We start from the raw sequence: 14,408 nt of genomic DNA on the forward strand, positions 1-14,408 counted from the left end.
GCCTGTTGTCTACCCGGTCTCTGCTGTCCGCCCGGTCTTGAGTGGCTCAGATGGAGCGGAGCACGGCGACGACCTTGCCGAGGATCTCAGCCTCGTCGCCGAGGATCGGCTCGAAGTCGCTGTTGCGCGGGAGTAGCCAGATGTGGCCATCGCGCTTGCGGAAGGTCTTGACCGTCGCCTCGCCGTCGAGCATGGCAGCAACGATGTCTCCGTTCTCAGCGTTGCGCTGCGAACGCACGACAACCCAGTCGCCATCGCAGATGGCTGCGTCGATCATCGATTCGCCGACGACCCGAAGCAGAAAGAGCTCGCCCTTGCCAACGATCTGACGGGGGAGCGCGAAGACATCTTCGACCTGCTGCTCGGCCGTGATCGGGATTCCGGCGGCGATGCGGCCGACAACCGGCACGTAGGCGGCTTCCGCCGTCTCGTTGGTGTCGCCGTCATCGGTGTGGTCGAAGTGCACGAGCACCTCGAGCGCGCGGGGCATGCCCGGGTTTCGCTTGATGTAGCCGAACTTTTCGAGCTGTCCGAGCTGGTGGGTGACGCTCGAGAGCGAGACCAGGCCGACCGCGTCGCCGATCTCCCGCATGCTCGGCGGGTAACCGCGGGTGCGCACTGACTCCATGATGCAGGTCAGGATGCGCTCCTGCTTCTCCGTCAGTTTTCTGTAGATGTCACTCGCTGGCTTCTTGGCCATGTCGTCTCCGTCCGCTCTCCGACACGGAATGTCGGTGGCAGATGATGCACTGCCTGATAGCGCCAACCCTACCGAGGGTGCACGCAGGTACGAAACATTTCTTCGAGTGTTGTGGATGAAAGTTCGAGAGATTCGAACTGAAAGCCTTGACCTGACACTTTGTTCGTAGCTATATTCAGTACATACATTCGACCACTCGAAGATGTGGACGAATCAGGAGGAATCATGAACACCACTGCTGCTGCACCGCTTCGCCTCACCGTCCGAGGCCGCCGCGTCCTGCTTGCCATCGCTGCGCTGCCTGTCGCTGCGGCGATTGCCCTCGGCGCTACGCAGATGACTTCCGCTGCGGCCTCGAGTGAGTCAGCTGACGTCGAGTTCGAGTACGTCACGGTCGGCGCAGGTGACACCCTCTGGGGTATCGCCGAAGAGGTCGCCGGTGACGCCGATGTCCGAGATGTCATCGTCGAGATATCCAAACTCAATGCCCTCGAGAACGGCACGGTTCAGGCCGGCCAGCGTCTCGCGCTTCCCCTCGACTGAGGCCACAGGCCCAGTCACGGGCGGCGCCGCGTCGTAGGCTTGTGCGGTGACCTCGTTCGAAGACCTGCCAATCCGCGACGACCTGCGCGGACTCACCCCGTACGGAGCTCCTCAGCAGCCCGTCCGCGTCGCCATCAACGTCAACGAGAATCCGCATCACGTTCCCGAGGTGGTCGCGAGACGCATCATCGAGGCCATCGCGCGCGAGCTTCCCGGACTCAACCGGTATCCAGACCGCGAGTTCACGGCCTTGCGTGAGCAACTGAGCATCTACCTGGGTCACGGCATCTCGCCAGATCAGGTGTGGGCTGCCAACGGCTCGAACGAGATCATGCAGCAGCTCCTGCAGGTATTCGGGGGGCCGGGGAGAAGCGTGCTCAGCTTCACGCCGAGCTACTCGATGTACCCGCTGCTCACACGAGGAGTCGGCTCGAGGTGGGTTCCCGTCCCACGCGCAGGCGACTTCACGCTCACCGCGGAGCTTGTCGCCGAGGCGATCCGTCGTGAGCAGCCCGATATCACGATCATCTGCAGCCCGAACAACCCGACGGGCACCGCGACGGACCTGAGCGTGATCGCCGCCGCGTACGACGCGACTGATGGAATCCTCATCGTCGACGAAGCGTACGCCGAGTTCCTGCCGGAGGGCGAGGAGACCGCGCTCACGCTGCTTCCAGGCCGCGAGCGGCTTGTCGTTTCGCGCACCATGAGCAAGGCCTTCGCCTTCGCAGGCGCCCGCGTCGGCTACTTCGCGGCCGACGCGGCCGTCGTCGACGCTGTGCGCCTCGTTCGTCTCCCGTACCACCTCTCGGCAATCACGCAAGCTGCGGCGACAGCCGCCCTCGAATGCTCCGAGATCATGCTCGAGCAGGTGGACGACATCCGAGAGCAGCGCGATCGACTCCTCATCGAGCTCCCCCTGCTCGGCTACACGCCGTGGGAGTCCGGGGCCAACTTCGTGCTGTTCGGCGGCGTCGCTGATCCCGCTCGCACGTTCGCTGAGCTCCTGGAGCGGGACATCCTGGTCCGTGACGTCGGCATCCCGAACACGCTCCGCGTGACGGCGGGAACGCGGGCCGAAACCACGGCGTTCCTGGCCGCGCTCGCCGATATCACCAATACAGGAAAGGCCTAGGCTGGAGCGATGACCACGACGCCACGCACCGCGACGCTCTCGCGAGCTACAAGCGAGTCCTCGATCGAGCTCAGCCTGAACCTGGACGGCACAGGAGTCGCCGACATCCAGACGTCCGTGCCGTTCTATGACCACATGCTCACGGCCTTCGCGAAGCACTCGCTGACCGACCTCACCGTTCGAGCCACCGGCGACACGGAGATCGACGTGCACCACACGGTCGAGGACACGGCCATCGTGCTCGGCCAGGCTATCCGCCAGGCTCTCGGCGATAAGTCGGGAATCGCTCGGTACGGGGACGCGCGAGTTCCGCTCGATGAGTCGCTGGCCCAGGCGGTCGTCGATATCTCGGGTCGCCCCTTCCTCGTGCACACGGGAGAACCCGAGGCGTTCGTCTACCACCTCATCGGCGGGCACTTCACGGGCGCGATGGTGCGCCACGTGTTCGAGGCGATCTCCTTCCACGCCGGTCTGACCGTGCATGTTGAGGTTGTCCGAGGACGGGACCCGCACCACATCGCCGAGGCGGAGTTCAAGGCGTTCGCGCGTGCCTTCCGGGCGGCAAAGCGCTTCGACCCGGAGGTCGTCGGCATCCCTTCGACGAAGGGCGCTCTGTGACCGCGTCCGCGCGTCCGCGCGTTGTTGTCGCGGATTATGGTTCGGGCAACGTGCACTCTGCGGTCAAGGCACTCGAGGCGGCCGGGGCTGAGGTCGAGCTCACCGCAGACCGGGCCGCCGCCTACGAGGCCGACGGCTACGTCGTGCCAGGCGTCGGCAGCTTCGCGCACGTCATGGAGGCCATCAATCGTCAGCGCATCGGCGAGATCGTCGGTAGGCGCCTTGCTGGTGGTCGCCCCGTCCTCGGCATCTGCGTCGGGATGCAGATCTTCTTCGACGGTGGCATCGAGGGCGGGGAGCGTGCCGAGGGCCTTGGCGAATGGCCCGGGGAAGTGACCTCACTCCGCGCCGAGGTGCTTCCGCACATGGGGTGGAACCTCGTCGAGCCGCCGGCCGACTCGAAGCTGTTCGCGGGAATCGCCGACGAACGCTTCTACTTCGTGCACTCGTACGCCGCGCACGAGCTGCCGCTCGAGCCGCACCCGAAGGCCCGACCAGTGCTGGTCACGTATGCCGAGCACGGAGAGCGCTTCATCGCGGCCGTCGAGAACGGGCCGCTTTCGGCAACGCAGTTCCACCCAGAGAAATCGGGCGAGGCAGGCGTTCGGCTGCTCCGCAACTGGATCGAGACGCTGCCCGTCCGCTCCTAGCTCGACCGCTTCGGCGCGCGATGTGACCGCCTGCCGATACGCTATTGCCCGGACTGCCAGGGCATCCCCTTCCGGCGTCGACGCCCAGGCGCCTCAGAACGAGAACAAGGAACCAACGCTCGTGAGCGAATTCAACACGTCACCAGAGCTCGTGCTCTTCCCCGCAATCGACCTCGCAGGTGGCAAGGCGGTTCGCCTGGTCCAGGGGGAGGCTGACTCCGCAACGAACTACGGCGACCCCGTGGACGCCGCAGAGGACTGGATCGAGCAGGGCGCTGAGTGGATTCACCTCGTCGACCTCGACGCCGCCTTCGGGCGCGGCGAGAATCGCGGCGTCATCAAGCGCGTCATCCGCGCCGCCAAGCACGTGAACGTGGAACTGTCCGGCGGCATCCGCGACGACGAGTCGCTCGAGCGCGCGGTTGAGGCCGGTGCGAGTCGCATTAACCTCGGCACAGCAGCGCTCGAGAACCCGGAGTGGGCAGCAAGCGTGATCGCCCGGTACGGTGAGCTCATCGCAGTCGGCCTGGATGTGCGGGGAACGACGCTCGCGGCCCGCGGATGGACCCGCGACGCAGGGGATCTCTGGACGGTACTTGAGCGTCTCGAAGAGGCCGGATGCGCGCGCTACGTCGTGACCGACGTGACGAAGGACGGCACCCTCCAGGGCCCGAACCTGCAGCTGCTGAGCGACATCCTCGACCGGACCGATCGTCCCGTCGTCGCCTCCGGCGGTGTCTCGAGCCTCGACGACCTCGTCGCGCTCCGTGGTCTCGTGCCGCAGGGGCTTGAGGGCGCGATCATCGGCAAGGCGCTCTACTCCGGCGCATTCACCCTGGTCGAAGCGCTCGACGTCTCTTCCTGAGCCGAGTAGCGCATCCCCATGCCGTCACTCCCTGAGCACTTTCATCCGAGCGAATCCGACTCCGCCGGCCAGAGCTGGTCGGGGCGTAGTTTCAGCGACAACCCGTTCCGCGACGATGACGGAACGGCGCCAGCGGAGTTCATCCAGGCGCTGCAGCGCTTCCGCGCGCGTGAGGCGGGGCCGGATGTGGTGGTCGACGCCCTTCGACAGGCAAGAGTGCTCATCCCGCTCGTGGCGAAGCTCGGTGAGGCTGATGTCAACGCCCAGGGGGTCACGGTCGACAAGAGCGCCGACCTCTCGATTGTCACGGTTGCGGGTCCAGACGGTCGGACCGTGCTGCCCGTCTTCACCTCGGCGGCGGCCATGAAGAGCTGGAACCCCTCGGCACGCCCGGTCCCGGCGCTCATGCAGCGTGCCGCGATCTCCGCGGCGGCAGAGGGCAGCGACCTGATTGTCGTCGACGCGACAAGCGAGACGGAGTTCGTCGTCCGTCGGCCAGCGGTGTGGGCCATCGCCCAGGATCAGGCGTGGTCCGCGCCCTGGGGCAACCCCGTCGTGACCGCTGAGCTCTCGCGAGTCATGTCGGAGTTGACAGAGGTGCTGGGCGTCGACCTGGTGCCAGGTGACCCGGAGGCCCGCTTGGCGGGGCCGGAGCTGCGGGTGGTGCTCCACGTCGCTACCGGTGTCGGTCGTGAGGAGCTCGCCGAGCTCTCGCGGAGAGCGAGTTCGTTATTGCAGGGGAGCGAGGCCTTCCGCACAGAGGTCGACTCGCTCGGTATCTCCTTTGCGCGAACCGTTCGACCTGAGCGGAACGCCTCGCTGGCGGGAAAAGCCCAAGAGTCTAAGCGCTCATGGTGGCGTCGGAGAGGGGATTGACCCCAATCAGGATTTCGAGGAAGGCTTGCCTGTAGGCTCGCGCGAAAGTAATTAGATACTCTTATTGCTAGCCGTCCGAGCTAAAGGGAGTGGTGCCGAGTGATCCGTGAGCCTCTGGCGAGCCCTCGTGGCCAGGGTTCGGACTTCGACCTCGCGGCGCAGCAGCTGCTCGAGGTGAGAAGACGAATCGAACTGTTCCTCGATGGCCGTGTGCGGGCGGCCAGCGCGATCGACGAGGGGCTCGCGACCCTGTGGCGAATCACGGCTCGGAGTGCCGAGGGCGGCAAGCTCTTCAGGCCGGCGCTGGTGATACAGAGCTACCTGTCGTACACGGGCGCAGACGAGGTGCCGGAGGCTGTCATCGAGCTGGCTACGGCCACCGAGTTGCTCCATCTGGCATTCCTGACGCACGACGACGTCATCGACAACGACACGATGCGCCGTGGCGTGAGGAACCTGCTCGGTAGCGTGGAGGAGATCGTCGGCGGGTCTGAGCTCGACGGCGAGCGGGGAAGCCGCCTCGGACAAGCTGCGGCGATTCTCGTGGGGGACCTGCTGCTCTCGGAAGCGCATCTGAGGGTGGCGCGCATCGATCTGCCGCACGACGTCCGCCTGCGCGTGCTCGATGCAATTGAGCGTGCGCTCGCGGTGTCGGTCGCCGGAGAGTTCAGTGATGTGAGCCTCTCTGTTCGCTCCGACCACCCAGCGTTGGCTGAAGTTCTCTCGATGAGCTCGAACAAGACCGCGGCATACACCGTCCTACTCCCGCTGGAGCTCGGCCTGATCGCGGCGGGAGGTGAAGGGTTCGTGGATGCGCGGCTCATCGCGCAGTTCTCGGATGCGGCAGGACTGGCCTTCCAGTTGCAGGACGACCTCTTCGGGGTCTTCGGCGACCAGCACAAACTTGGGAAGGCGCCGTACTCGGATATCCGTGAGGGGAAGTTCACGGCTCTCGTCGCGCTTGCGTGCGGGACTCCCGTGTGGGACGAGCTGCAGCTGTTCCTCGGCGACCCGCTGCTCAGCGAGGTCGACGGTGCCAAGGCACGCGATCTGCTTGACGCTTCTGGGTCGCGGGCCGCCGTTGAGCAGGAGCTCGCGGCGCAATTCGCGAGGGCCAGGGCAGCGGCGAGCGCCGTAGGTGCCTCTGGCCGAGACGGCGACAGGAGCCTCGCCGAGATGATGGAACGGCTGCTCATGCTGCTGGAGAGGCGGACCTCGTGATCTCGCCGCTCGACCTGTACACGCGCACTGCGGAGAAGTCGGCCGCTGAGGTGATCTTCGCCTACTCGAGCTCGTTTGGAGCCGCGTCGAGGCTCCTCGGCCGTCGCACGGTGAAGCCGGTGCGCAGTATCTACGCACTGGTTCGGGTGGCCGATGAGATCGTCGACGGCGTCGGTGCCCTTGCGGGCCTTTCGCTTCCGCAGCAGCACGCCGCGCTTGACGGGCTCGAAGCCCAGACGCTTGAAGCCATCGAACTCGGATTCAGCACCAACCTGGTCGTGCACGCCTTCGCGGCGACCGCCCGCCGCTGCGGATTCGGCGCCGAGCTGATTGTGCCCTTCTTCGCCTCGATGCGCATGGACCTTGAGCCACGCTCGCTCGACGTCGAGGAGCAGCGGCGCTATGTGTACGGGTCAGCTGAGGTCGTGGGTCTGATGTGCGTTCGAGTGTTCCTCACGGGCGTCTCGCGCACCGCCGGGGAACGGGAACGAATCGACTCCGCAGCGTGCGCCCTCGGCGCGGCGTTCCAGAACGTGAACTTCCTGCGCGATGTCGGCGACGACGCGGGCAGGCTCGGCAGGGACTACCTCCCGGTTGAGGGCCTCGAGTCGGGACCGCTCGACGAACGTCGCAAGCTCATCTGGCTCGACCGCATCCGCGCAGATCTTGTGACTGCTGACGCGGGTATCCCGCTCCTTCCCCGCGATTGTCGGCGGGGCGTTGCGTTGGCGAGCGCGCTGTTCTCCGCGTTGGCCGACCGCATCGCTGCAACCCCCGCGGAGCAGCTGCGCTCGACGCGCGTCAGAGTTCCGGGCGCTGAGAAAGCGCGCATCGCAGCACGAGTACTTCTGGAGAAACGATCATGAGCACGCGCGCGGTAGTCATCGGGGCCGGCATGGCGGGCCTTGCCACATCGATCCTCCTGGCGCGGGACGGCTTCGCCGTCACCGTGCTCGAAAAGAACTCAAGGGTCGGCGGGCGGGCGGGACTGCTCGAGGTCGACGGCTTCCGCTTCGACACGGGCCCGAGCTGGTACCTCATGCCGAGCGTCTTCGACCACTTCTTCGAGCTTGCGGGCACAAGCACGGAAGAGCAACTCGACCTTCGGATGCTGGATCCTGGTTACCGGGTCTTTCCCGAGCCATCAGAGACCGGTGCGTTGAGTGACGCCATCTCGATCCCGTACGGGCAAGACGCTGTGCGCGAGCTGGTCGCCGAGCTCGAGCCTGATGCGCTGCCGGCCTTCGATGACTACCTCGAGACCGCGAGGCGCGCCATGGACATGGCCGAAGACGTCTTCCTCTACAACACCTTCAGAAACCCTGCCGCGCTCGTCGGCGAGCGAGTGCGCCGTGAACTGCCCGATCTACTGACCTGGCTTACCACTCCGCTCGAGAAGTTTGTCGAGGAGTCCTTCACGCATCCGCTGTTGAGGCAGATCCTCGCCTACCAGGCAGTCTTCCTCGGCACGGACCCGCGTCGGGCGCCAGCCATCTACCACCTCATGAGCCGCATGGACCTCGTCGAGGGGGTGCAGTATCCGATGGGTGGCTTCACCGCCGTGGTCGACGCGCTGCACGCGCTCGCGGTCGATGCAGGGGTCGAGTTCGTGCTCGAGGCCGAGGTGACCGGTATCGCCGTGTCGCATGGCTGGAGCAGGGGCGTGCATTGGCGGGATGCCATGGGCGAGCCGCACTTCGAGGACGTGGAGGTCGTCGTCTCCGCCGCAGACCTGCACCACACGGAGACGCGGCTGCTTCCGGAGCGTTACCGCAGCTACCCGGAACGGGTGTGGAAGAAGACCGACTCGGGACCGGGCGCCGTCCTTGTCATGCTCGGCGTCGAGGGCGAACTGCCCGCACTGCCGCATCACTCGCTGCTGCTCACGAAGGAGTGGGGCGAGAACTTCGACGCCATCTTCGGAGCTGGCGTCGCCCTTCCCGACCCGGTCTCCATCTACGTGTGCAAGCCGAGTGCAACCGATCCAGACGTCGCCCCCGAGGGGCACGAGAACCTGTTCCTGCTCATCCCCGTCAAGGGCGACCCGAGCATCGGCGGGGGAGGAGCGGACGGCGCCGGGGATGCGGAGGTCGAGCGCATCGCCGACCTCGCGATCGCTCAGCTCGCTGAGTGGACCGGAGTTCCCGACCTCGCCAGCCGAATCGTGGTCAGAAGCACCCTCGGCCCGGCAGACTTCGTGCAGGACTACAACTCATGGCGGGGCGGCATCCTCGGCCCGTCGCACGAGCTCGCCCAGTCGGCCATGCTCCGAGCTGGCAACGCATCCCCGAAGGTCAAGGGCCTCTACTACGCGGGCGCCACGGTCAACCCTGGCGTTGGAGTCCCGATGTGCCTCATCAGCGCCGAGTTGGTGCTCAAGCACGTGCGGGGCGACCGCAGCCCTGGCCCCCTTGAAGTCGAGCGCCGGTGACGGTCACCACCGTCCACCTCTGGGGAACCGGCAGCGCGAGTGCCGGACTCGGGCTGACGGCGAAGACGGCCATGTTGCTGGTCGGCGGCAGTCGGCCGGAAGGGCTCCGCTTCGCCCGGATTCTTGGCACTGCACGGGCGACGAGCTTCTCCTCGCGTGACGCCGACCTCGGTCATTGGGCGCTCGTCTCCGCCTGGGAGTCTCGCGAGGCTGCTGACGCGTTCGACCGCGGCGCACTCGTCGCCGCCTGGGATGGGCGGTCCCGCGAACGGGTGAGGGTGCGCATGCGCGCCATCCGGTCCGTCGGCCTCTGGGGAGGCAGGGAACCGTTCGGCTCCGCTGACGCCGAGGCAGCGGAGGGCCAGAGGGTCGCCGTCATTACTCGTGCCCGCATCCGCCCTTCAGCGGTGGCACGCTTCTCGGGGACCGTGCCGCCCATTGCGGCCGAGTTGCTGCGAGCACGGTCCCGTGGACTCGGCCTTGCCTTCGGGATGGGAGAGCTTCCCGCTGGCCTGCTCGGGACCTTCAGCCTCTGGGACTCGTCTTCCTCGCTCCGAGAGTTCATGCGCGGTGCACAGGCACACAAAGCCGCGATGGTCGACAGCCGGGCGGGGGCGTGGTTCGCGGAGGAGCTCTTCGCGCGATTCGCCGTCGACGCTGTCGAGGGGTGGACGGGCCAGAAAACCTGAGACCGCCTGAGCGAACGCCGCCAGAGGCCAGCCCGACAGAAGCCAGCGCGACAGAAGCTGTAGATCCAGAGCCACGACCGAGAGGAACGGACTCAAGATGACCGCCATCACACGACGACTCATGTGGGTGACACTTGCCGCAGGCATGTTCGTGCAAAGCCTGTTCGCCTTCACCGGCGGCGGCACAGTACCGCTGACGATCGCCAGCGTCGCGCTCCTGGCAGCGACAGGGGTGTTGCATGCGTGGGCGACGCGCGGGCCGAAGTTCGCCTCCGTGCTCCTCGCGGCGGCCGCCATAGGCTTCTTCGCCGAGGTGATCGGCGTCGCGACGAGCTTCCCCTTCGGGCAGTACATCTACACGCCGTCGCTCGGCTTCTCCCTATTCGAAGTGCCGCTCATCGTGCCCCTCGCCTGGGTCACGATCGCCTACCCCGCGGTCATCATCGCGAGGCGACTCGTCGGGACGGCCCCTGGGGCGCTCCGCCGCATCGCCCGCGTCGCCGTCGCCGCATGGGCGCTCACCGCCTGGGATGTGTTCCTCGACCCGCAGATGGTCGACTCGGGCCACTGGGGCTGGAAGCACCCGGATCCGGGCATCCCGGGCGTCGACGGCATCCCGCTCACGAACTTCCTCGGCTGGTACCTCGTCTCACTCATCATCTGCGGGCTCATCGACGCCGTCGCTGCGCGCTCGCGGGAAGTCGACGGAGCACCGGGCGATGCCGTGCCCTTCACCGTCTATCTGTGGACCTACGCGACCTGCGTCGTCGGCAACCTGACCTTCTTCGAGCGACCGAGCGTGGCTCTTGTCGGCGGCATCATCATGGGGGCCGTCGCGATTCCGCTTGTTGTTGTCCTGCTCCGCGACTGGCGGGCTCGCCGGGCGTCGCGGGACCTGGTTGGGGTCGGCACGGGGAGCGGGGACGCGTCCCGATGAGCCGCGTCATCGTGATCGGTGCTGGTGTCGGCGGGCTTGCCGCTGCGGCGCGCCTGGCGTCCCTGGGTCATGACGTCACGGTGCTCGAACAGGCCGAGACGATCGGCGGGAAGCTCGGCACGCTCGAACACGACGGCTTCCTCTTCGACACGGGGCCGTCGCTCGTGACGATGCCCTACGTCTTCACTGAGCTGTTCGCCGAGACGGGGGCGCCGCTCGAGACCGTGCTGGAGCTCCGTCGGCTCGAGACCGCCTGCCGGTACCGTTTCGCGGACGGGACGGAACTCGACATGCCAGGGAGGATCGAGCAGATCCCGGATGCACTGGATGCGGCGCTCGGGTCTGGCGCGGGGGCGCAGTGGGCGAGGTTCCTCGAGCGCTCCGAGCGGGTGTGGGAGATCGCGCGCGGCCCGTTCCTCGAGTCGCCCATCGACGCGGCCGGCATAGCGACCCTGGCGGCGAATCCGCTCTCGCTCGCCCGGGTGGCGCCGTGGCGCAGCCTGCGCGGCTTCGGTGAGCAAGACCTCACCGACGGCCGGTTGCGTGCGCTGCTCGACCGCTACGCGACCTACACGGGCTCTGACCCGAGGCGGGCGCCCTCGGCGCTCGCGACCGTGCCGTACGCGGAGCAGGCGTACGGGTCCTGGTATGTCCCTGGTGGCCTCTGGCGCCTCGGCGCCGCTATCGCGGACCGCGCCGTCCAGTGCGGCGCCCACATCCGCACTGGGGTGTGCGTGAGCCGCATCCTCCAGGACGGAGCAAGGGTCGCTGGTGTCGAGACGGCGGACGGCGAGCGGATCGCGGCCGACATCGTCGTCGCGAACGCGGACGCGGAGACCGTCTACGGGCAGCTCCTGCGCAGTGAGGGCGCCCGTCGCGCGGCGAAGCGGCACGCGAAGCTCGACCCCTCGCTCTCCGGGTTCGTCCTGCTGCTTGCACTCGACGACCTCGACGACGCGGAGTTCGAGCACGGCGAGGCGACTCACCACCGGGTGCTTTTCGCCGAGGACTACGACGCCGAGTTCGACGCGGTCTTCGGCGTCGGCGGCCAGGCGGGGGCGGGACCCAAGCCGGTGGAACGGCCGACTATCTACATCTCAGCCCCGGACGACCCTGAGACGGTTCCAGAATCGGGATGCGGCGCCTGGTTTGTGCTGGTCAACGCGCCTCGGCACGATCCGGAGCGTGGCGTCGACTGGGATGAACCCGGTCTCGCGGAGCGCTACGCGGCGTCGATCCTCGAGCTGATGGCCGAGCGTGGCGTCGACGTGCGAGAGCACGTGAGATGGATGCGCATCCGCACTCCCGCCGACATCGAGCGCGACACCCGCTCCCCGGGTGGGTCGATCTACGGCACGGCGTCGAACGGCGCCAGGGCATCGTTCCTCCGCCCCTCCAACCGTCAGCCGGTCGAAGGGCTGTACCTGGTCGGCGGATCCGCGCACCCCGGGGGTGGGCTCCCGCTTGTGACGCTCTCCGCCGCCATCGTGGCGCAGCTGGTTGGTCCGGCAGAACCTGAAGCCGGTCGGGCCCGAAGCGCGTCGGGCCTCTGACGGCCGCGCCTGACACCGGCGCCTGAGACCGGCGCCTGAGACCGGCGCCTGAAGTCAGCCCGCCCGCCCCGCCGAGCGGCGGCTGACGGACGGGCTTGGCGTCTCTGGCCGGTTAGCCGTAGACGGGGCCGGTGAGGTCCTCGCCTGGTCCCTTGCCGACTGCGTCTGGGTGGTCGGATGCCTCGCGGAAGGCGAGCTGCAACGAACGCAGTCCGTCGCGGAGCGGACGCGCGTGGTGGTCGCCGAGGTAGGGGAGGCTCGCGGTGAGGAGGCCAGCGAGAGCTGAGATGAGCTTGCGGGCCTCGTCAAGGTCGAGCTCGTCGTCGCCGCTGTCCTCGTCAAGGCCGCACGCGACGGCGGCGGCGCTCATGAGGTGGATGGCGGTCGTCGTGATGAGCTCGACGGCCGGGACTTCGCCGATATCGCGACGCAGATCACCGTACTCTGGCTCGGCTGCTGAGGTGTTTTCGGGTGAGGCGTCGGTCACGCTGGTCCTTTGTGCGGAGTTCTGGTAATGTGGCGAGCGGTTTCTGCTGTGCAGAGGCCACGAAAGAGGATTCGTCCCACCCGCGCAAACCGCTCTAAGTAGGTTACCGGGTTGCTCCACTCCCTTCCTTGTACGGCCTCACGGCAGCAGGGAAGAGGTCACCGAGTTCGCAGGAAGTGCGCTGGTCGCACGACGTGCAGGCTCTGTGGCGTTGGGTGGAAACACGCTGCGAGCGCAGCGCTGTTGGTGTGACGCCTCCTTTCCACATTCAGTGAAGTCAGGAGCCTTCCATCAGCGAACCACGTACCAATGACCGCATCCGTGCCAGTGAAGTCCGCCTTGTCGGCCCGGGCGGTGAGCAGGTCGGAGTAGTCAAGCTCGAAATGGCTCTGCGCCTCGCGCAAGAGTCTGAGCTCGACCTCGTCGAGGTCGCCCCCAACTCGAAGCCCCCCGTCGCCAAGATCATGGATTACGGGAAGTTCAAGTACGAGGCCGCCCAGAAGGCCAAGGAAGCACGTCGCAACCAGGCGAACACGGTCCTCAAAGAGGTTCGCTTCCGTCTGAAGATCGACGCGCACGACTACGAGACCAAGCGCAAGCGCGCCATCGGCTTCCTCGAAGACGGTGACAAGGTGAAGGCCATGATCCAGTTCCGTGGCCGCGAGCAGTCGCGCCCGGAGATGGGTGTGCGCCTGCTGCAGCGCTTTGCCGAGGAAGTCTCGGAGTACGGCACTGTCGAGTCAAACCCCATGATCGATGGCCGCAACATGGTCATGATCATCGGCCCGTTCCGTAACAAGTCCGACGTCAAGGCAGACGCCTCCGCAAAGCGGAACGCGGCTCGCGAAGCGTCGCGGGCGGCCAAGCACGGGCAGCCGTCAACAGGCGAAGCTGCGAACGAATCTGCAGATGAAGCTGCAACAGAGTCTGTAACAGAGTCTGCAACCACAGAGGAGAACTAATGCCGAAGCAGAAGACCCACTCGGGCGCCAAGAAGCGCTTTAAGGTCACCGGAAGCGGCAAGATCATGAAGCAGCAGGCTGGCCTCCGCCACAACCTCGAGGTCAAGGCGCCAGGCCGCAAGGCTCGACTGAACCAGGACCAGCTGCTTTCGAAGGCAGACGCCAAGGTCGCCAAGAAGCTGCTCGGCCACTAAAGCCGCCCGCACCCACACTTACTGAGGAGAATCAACACACATGGCACGTGTAAAGCGGGCAGTAAACGCCCATAAGAAGCGTCGCGTCATCCTTGAGCGCGCATCCGGCTACCGTGGACAGCGCTCGCGCCTGTACCGCAAGGCCAAGGAGCAGGTCATCCACTCGATGGTCTACTCCTACCGTGACCGTCGCGCCAAGAAGGGCGAGTTCCGTCGCCTCTGGATCCAGCGCATCAACGCCGGATCCCGCGCAAACGGCCTCACGTACAACCGCTTCATCCAGGGCCTCGGCCTTGCTGGCATCGAGGTCGACCGCCGTATCCTCGCCGAGCTTGCCGTGAACGAGCCCGCGACGTTCGCTGGTCTCGTCGAGGCAGCCAAGCAGGCGCTCCCGGCCGACACGTCGGCCCCCCGCGCAGCGGCGTAGTCAATATCACGGCCCAATTCGAACCATGAATTCGCTGGCCGTGTGAACATGCGGCCGAGAGTCCAGCTCTCGGCCGCATTTCTTTTTGCCTCGGGCACGTAGTCTTCGTCACTGGGTCTG

17 protein-coding genes are annotated in these 14,408 nt (G+C 66.6%); 15 read left to right on the plus strand and 2 right to left on the minus strand.

All coding sequences use genetic code 11. The features are described 5' to 3' along the window. Nucleotides 1-46 precede the first annotated feature (46 nt). On the minus strand, nucleotides 47-700 hold the full coding sequence (gene lexA / locus C5B85_RS11375; RefSeq protein ID WP_104286145.1) for a transcriptional repressor LexA: 654 nt from the start codon (nucleotides 698-700) through the stop codon (nucleotides 47-49). Nucleotides 701-925: 225 nt separating this feature from the next. Here lexA and C5B85_RS11380 point away from each other — a divergent pair, with 225 nt between their 5' ends. The 12 genes from C5B85_RS11380 (at nucleotide 926) to C5B85_RS11435 (ending at nucleotide 12,218) form a co-directional block, all read left to right on the plus strand. Then, nucleotides 926-1,243 (plus strand): LysM peptidoglycan-binding domain-containing protein, encoded by a 318-nt coding sequence (locus C5B85_RS11380; RefSeq protein WP_104286146.1) that lies wholly within the window; start codon nucleotides 926-928, stop codon nucleotides 1,241-1,243. A gap of 46 nt (nucleotides 1,244-1,289) precedes the next feature. Beyond that, a complete protein-coding gene (locus tag C5B85_RS11385; RefSeq protein ID WP_104286147.1) occupies nucleotides 1,290-2,378 on the plus strand; it encodes a histidinol-phosphate transaminase in 1,089 nt (362 codons plus the stop codon). Nucleotides 2,379-2,387: 9 nt separating this feature from the next. Continuing rightward, the gene (gene hisB, locus C5B85_RS11390; RefSeq protein ID WP_104286148.1) at nucleotides 2,388-2,996 is read left to right on the plus strand and encodes an imidazoleglycerol-phosphate dehydratase HisB; all 609 of its coding nucleotides are present in this window, start codon (nucleotides 2,388-2,390) and stop codon (nucleotides 2,994-2,996) included. Next, nucleotides 2,993-3,646, plus strand: coding sequence for an imidazole glycerol phosphate synthase subunit HisH (gene hisH, locus C5B85_RS11395; protein ID WP_104286149.1), 654 nt, complete (start codon nucleotides 2,993-2,995; stop codon nucleotides 3,644-3,646). Before hisB ends, hisH begins: the two co-directional genes overlap by 4 nt. Before the next feature lie 121 nt (nucleotides 3,647-3,767). Next, nucleotides 3,768-4,511, plus strand: a complete 744-nt coding sequence (gene priA / locus C5B85_RS11400; RefSeq protein WP_104286150.1) for a bifunctional 1-(5-phosphoribosyl)-5-((5-phosphoribosylamino)methylideneamino)imidazole-4-carboxamide isomerase/phosphoribosylanthranilate isomerase PriA — start codon at nucleotides 3,768-3,770, stop codon at nucleotides 4,509-4,511. A gap of 18 nt (nucleotides 4,512-4,529) precedes the next feature. Beyond that, on the plus strand, nucleotides 4,530-5,387 hold the full coding sequence (locus C5B85_RS11405; RefSeq protein ID WP_104286151.1) for an SseB family protein: 858 nt from the start codon (nucleotides 4,530-4,532) through the stop codon (nucleotides 5,385-5,387). A gap of 99 nt (nucleotides 5,388-5,486) precedes the next feature. Next, nucleotides 5,487-6,608 (plus strand): polyprenyl synthetase family protein, encoded by a 1,122-nt coding sequence (locus C5B85_RS11410; RefSeq protein ID WP_104286152.1) that lies wholly within the window; start codon nucleotides 5,487-5,489, stop codon nucleotides 6,606-6,608. After that, nucleotides 6,605-7,474 (plus strand): phytoene/squalene synthase family protein, encoded by an 870-nt coding sequence (locus tag C5B85_RS11415; RefSeq protein ID WP_104286153.1) that lies wholly within the window; start codon nucleotides 6,605-6,607, stop codon nucleotides 7,472-7,474. Before C5B85_RS11410 ends, C5B85_RS11415 begins: the two co-directional genes overlap by 4 nt. Further along, nucleotides 7,471-9,039, plus strand: coding sequence for a phytoene desaturase family protein (gene crtI / locus C5B85_RS11420; RefSeq protein WP_104286154.1), 1,569 nt, complete (start codon nucleotides 7,471-7,473; stop codon nucleotides 9,037-9,039). Before C5B85_RS11415 ends, crtI begins: the two co-directional genes overlap by 4 nt. Beyond that, on the plus strand, nucleotides 9,036-9,728 hold the full coding sequence (locus tag C5B85_RS11425; protein WP_104286155.1) for a monooxygenase: 693 nt from the start codon (nucleotides 9,036-9,038) through the stop codon (nucleotides 9,726-9,728). The genes crtI and C5B85_RS11425 overlap by 4 nt, the downstream gene beginning before the upstream one ends. A 97-nt stretch (nucleotides 9,729-9,825) precedes the next feature. Then, nucleotides 9,826-10,665 (plus strand): carotenoid biosynthesis protein, encoded by an 840-nt coding sequence (locus C5B85_RS11430; protein ID WP_104286156.1) that lies wholly within the window; start codon nucleotides 9,826-9,828, stop codon nucleotides 10,663-10,665. After that, the gene (locus C5B85_RS11435) at nucleotides 10,662-12,218 is read left to right on the plus strand and encodes an NAD(P)/FAD-dependent oxidoreductase (RefSeq protein ID WP_104286157.1); all 1,557 of its coding nucleotides are present in this window, start codon (nucleotides 10,662-10,664) and stop codon (nucleotides 12,216-12,218) included. The genes C5B85_RS11430 and C5B85_RS11435 overlap by 4 nt, the downstream gene beginning before the upstream one ends. 112 nt (nucleotides 12,219-12,330) lie before the next feature. On the opposite strand, the gene C5B85_RS11440 is transcribed toward C5B85_RS11435, so the two are convergent. Next, nucleotides 12,331-12,705, minus strand: a complete 375-nt coding sequence (locus C5B85_RS11440) for a DUF1844 domain-containing protein (RefSeq protein ID WP_104286158.1) — start codon at nucleotides 12,703-12,705, stop codon at nucleotides 12,331-12,333. A 290-nt stretch (nucleotides 12,706-12,995) separates the two neighbouring features. On the opposite strand from C5B85_RS11440, the gene infC reads away from it, so the two are divergent. The 3 genes from infC to rplT are packed head-to-tail and all read left to right on the plus strand — an operon-like array spanning nucleotide 12,996 to nucleotide 14,288. Then, a complete protein-coding gene (gene infC / locus C5B85_RS11445) occupies nucleotides 12,996-13,667 on the plus strand; it encodes a translation initiation factor IF-3 (protein ID WP_104286159.1) in 672 nt (223 codons plus the stop codon). Then, nucleotides 13,667-13,861 carry a 50S ribosomal protein L35 gene (gene rpmI, locus C5B85_RS11450; protein ID WP_104286160.1) on the plus strand — a complete coding sequence of 65 codons (195 nt, stop codon included), beginning with the start codon at nucleotides 13,667-13,669 and terminating at the stop codon, nucleotides 13,859-13,861. Before infC ends, rpmI begins: the two co-directional genes overlap by 1 nt. A gap of 40 nt (nucleotides 13,862-13,901) precedes the next feature. After that, nucleotides 13,902-14,288 carry a 50S ribosomal protein L20 gene (gene rplT, locus C5B85_RS11455; RefSeq protein WP_068481110.1) on the plus strand — a complete coding sequence of 129 codons (387 nt, stop codon included), beginning with the start codon at nucleotides 13,902-13,904 and terminating at the stop codon, nucleotides 14,286-14,288. The last annotated feature ends 120 nt before the right edge of the window (nucleotides 14,289-14,408 follow it).

Source organism: Pseudoclavibacter sp. AY1F1 (genome assembly GCF_002931075.1).
Lineage (GTDB): Bacteria > Actinomycetota > Actinomycetes > Actinomycetales > Microbacteriaceae > Pseudoclavibacter.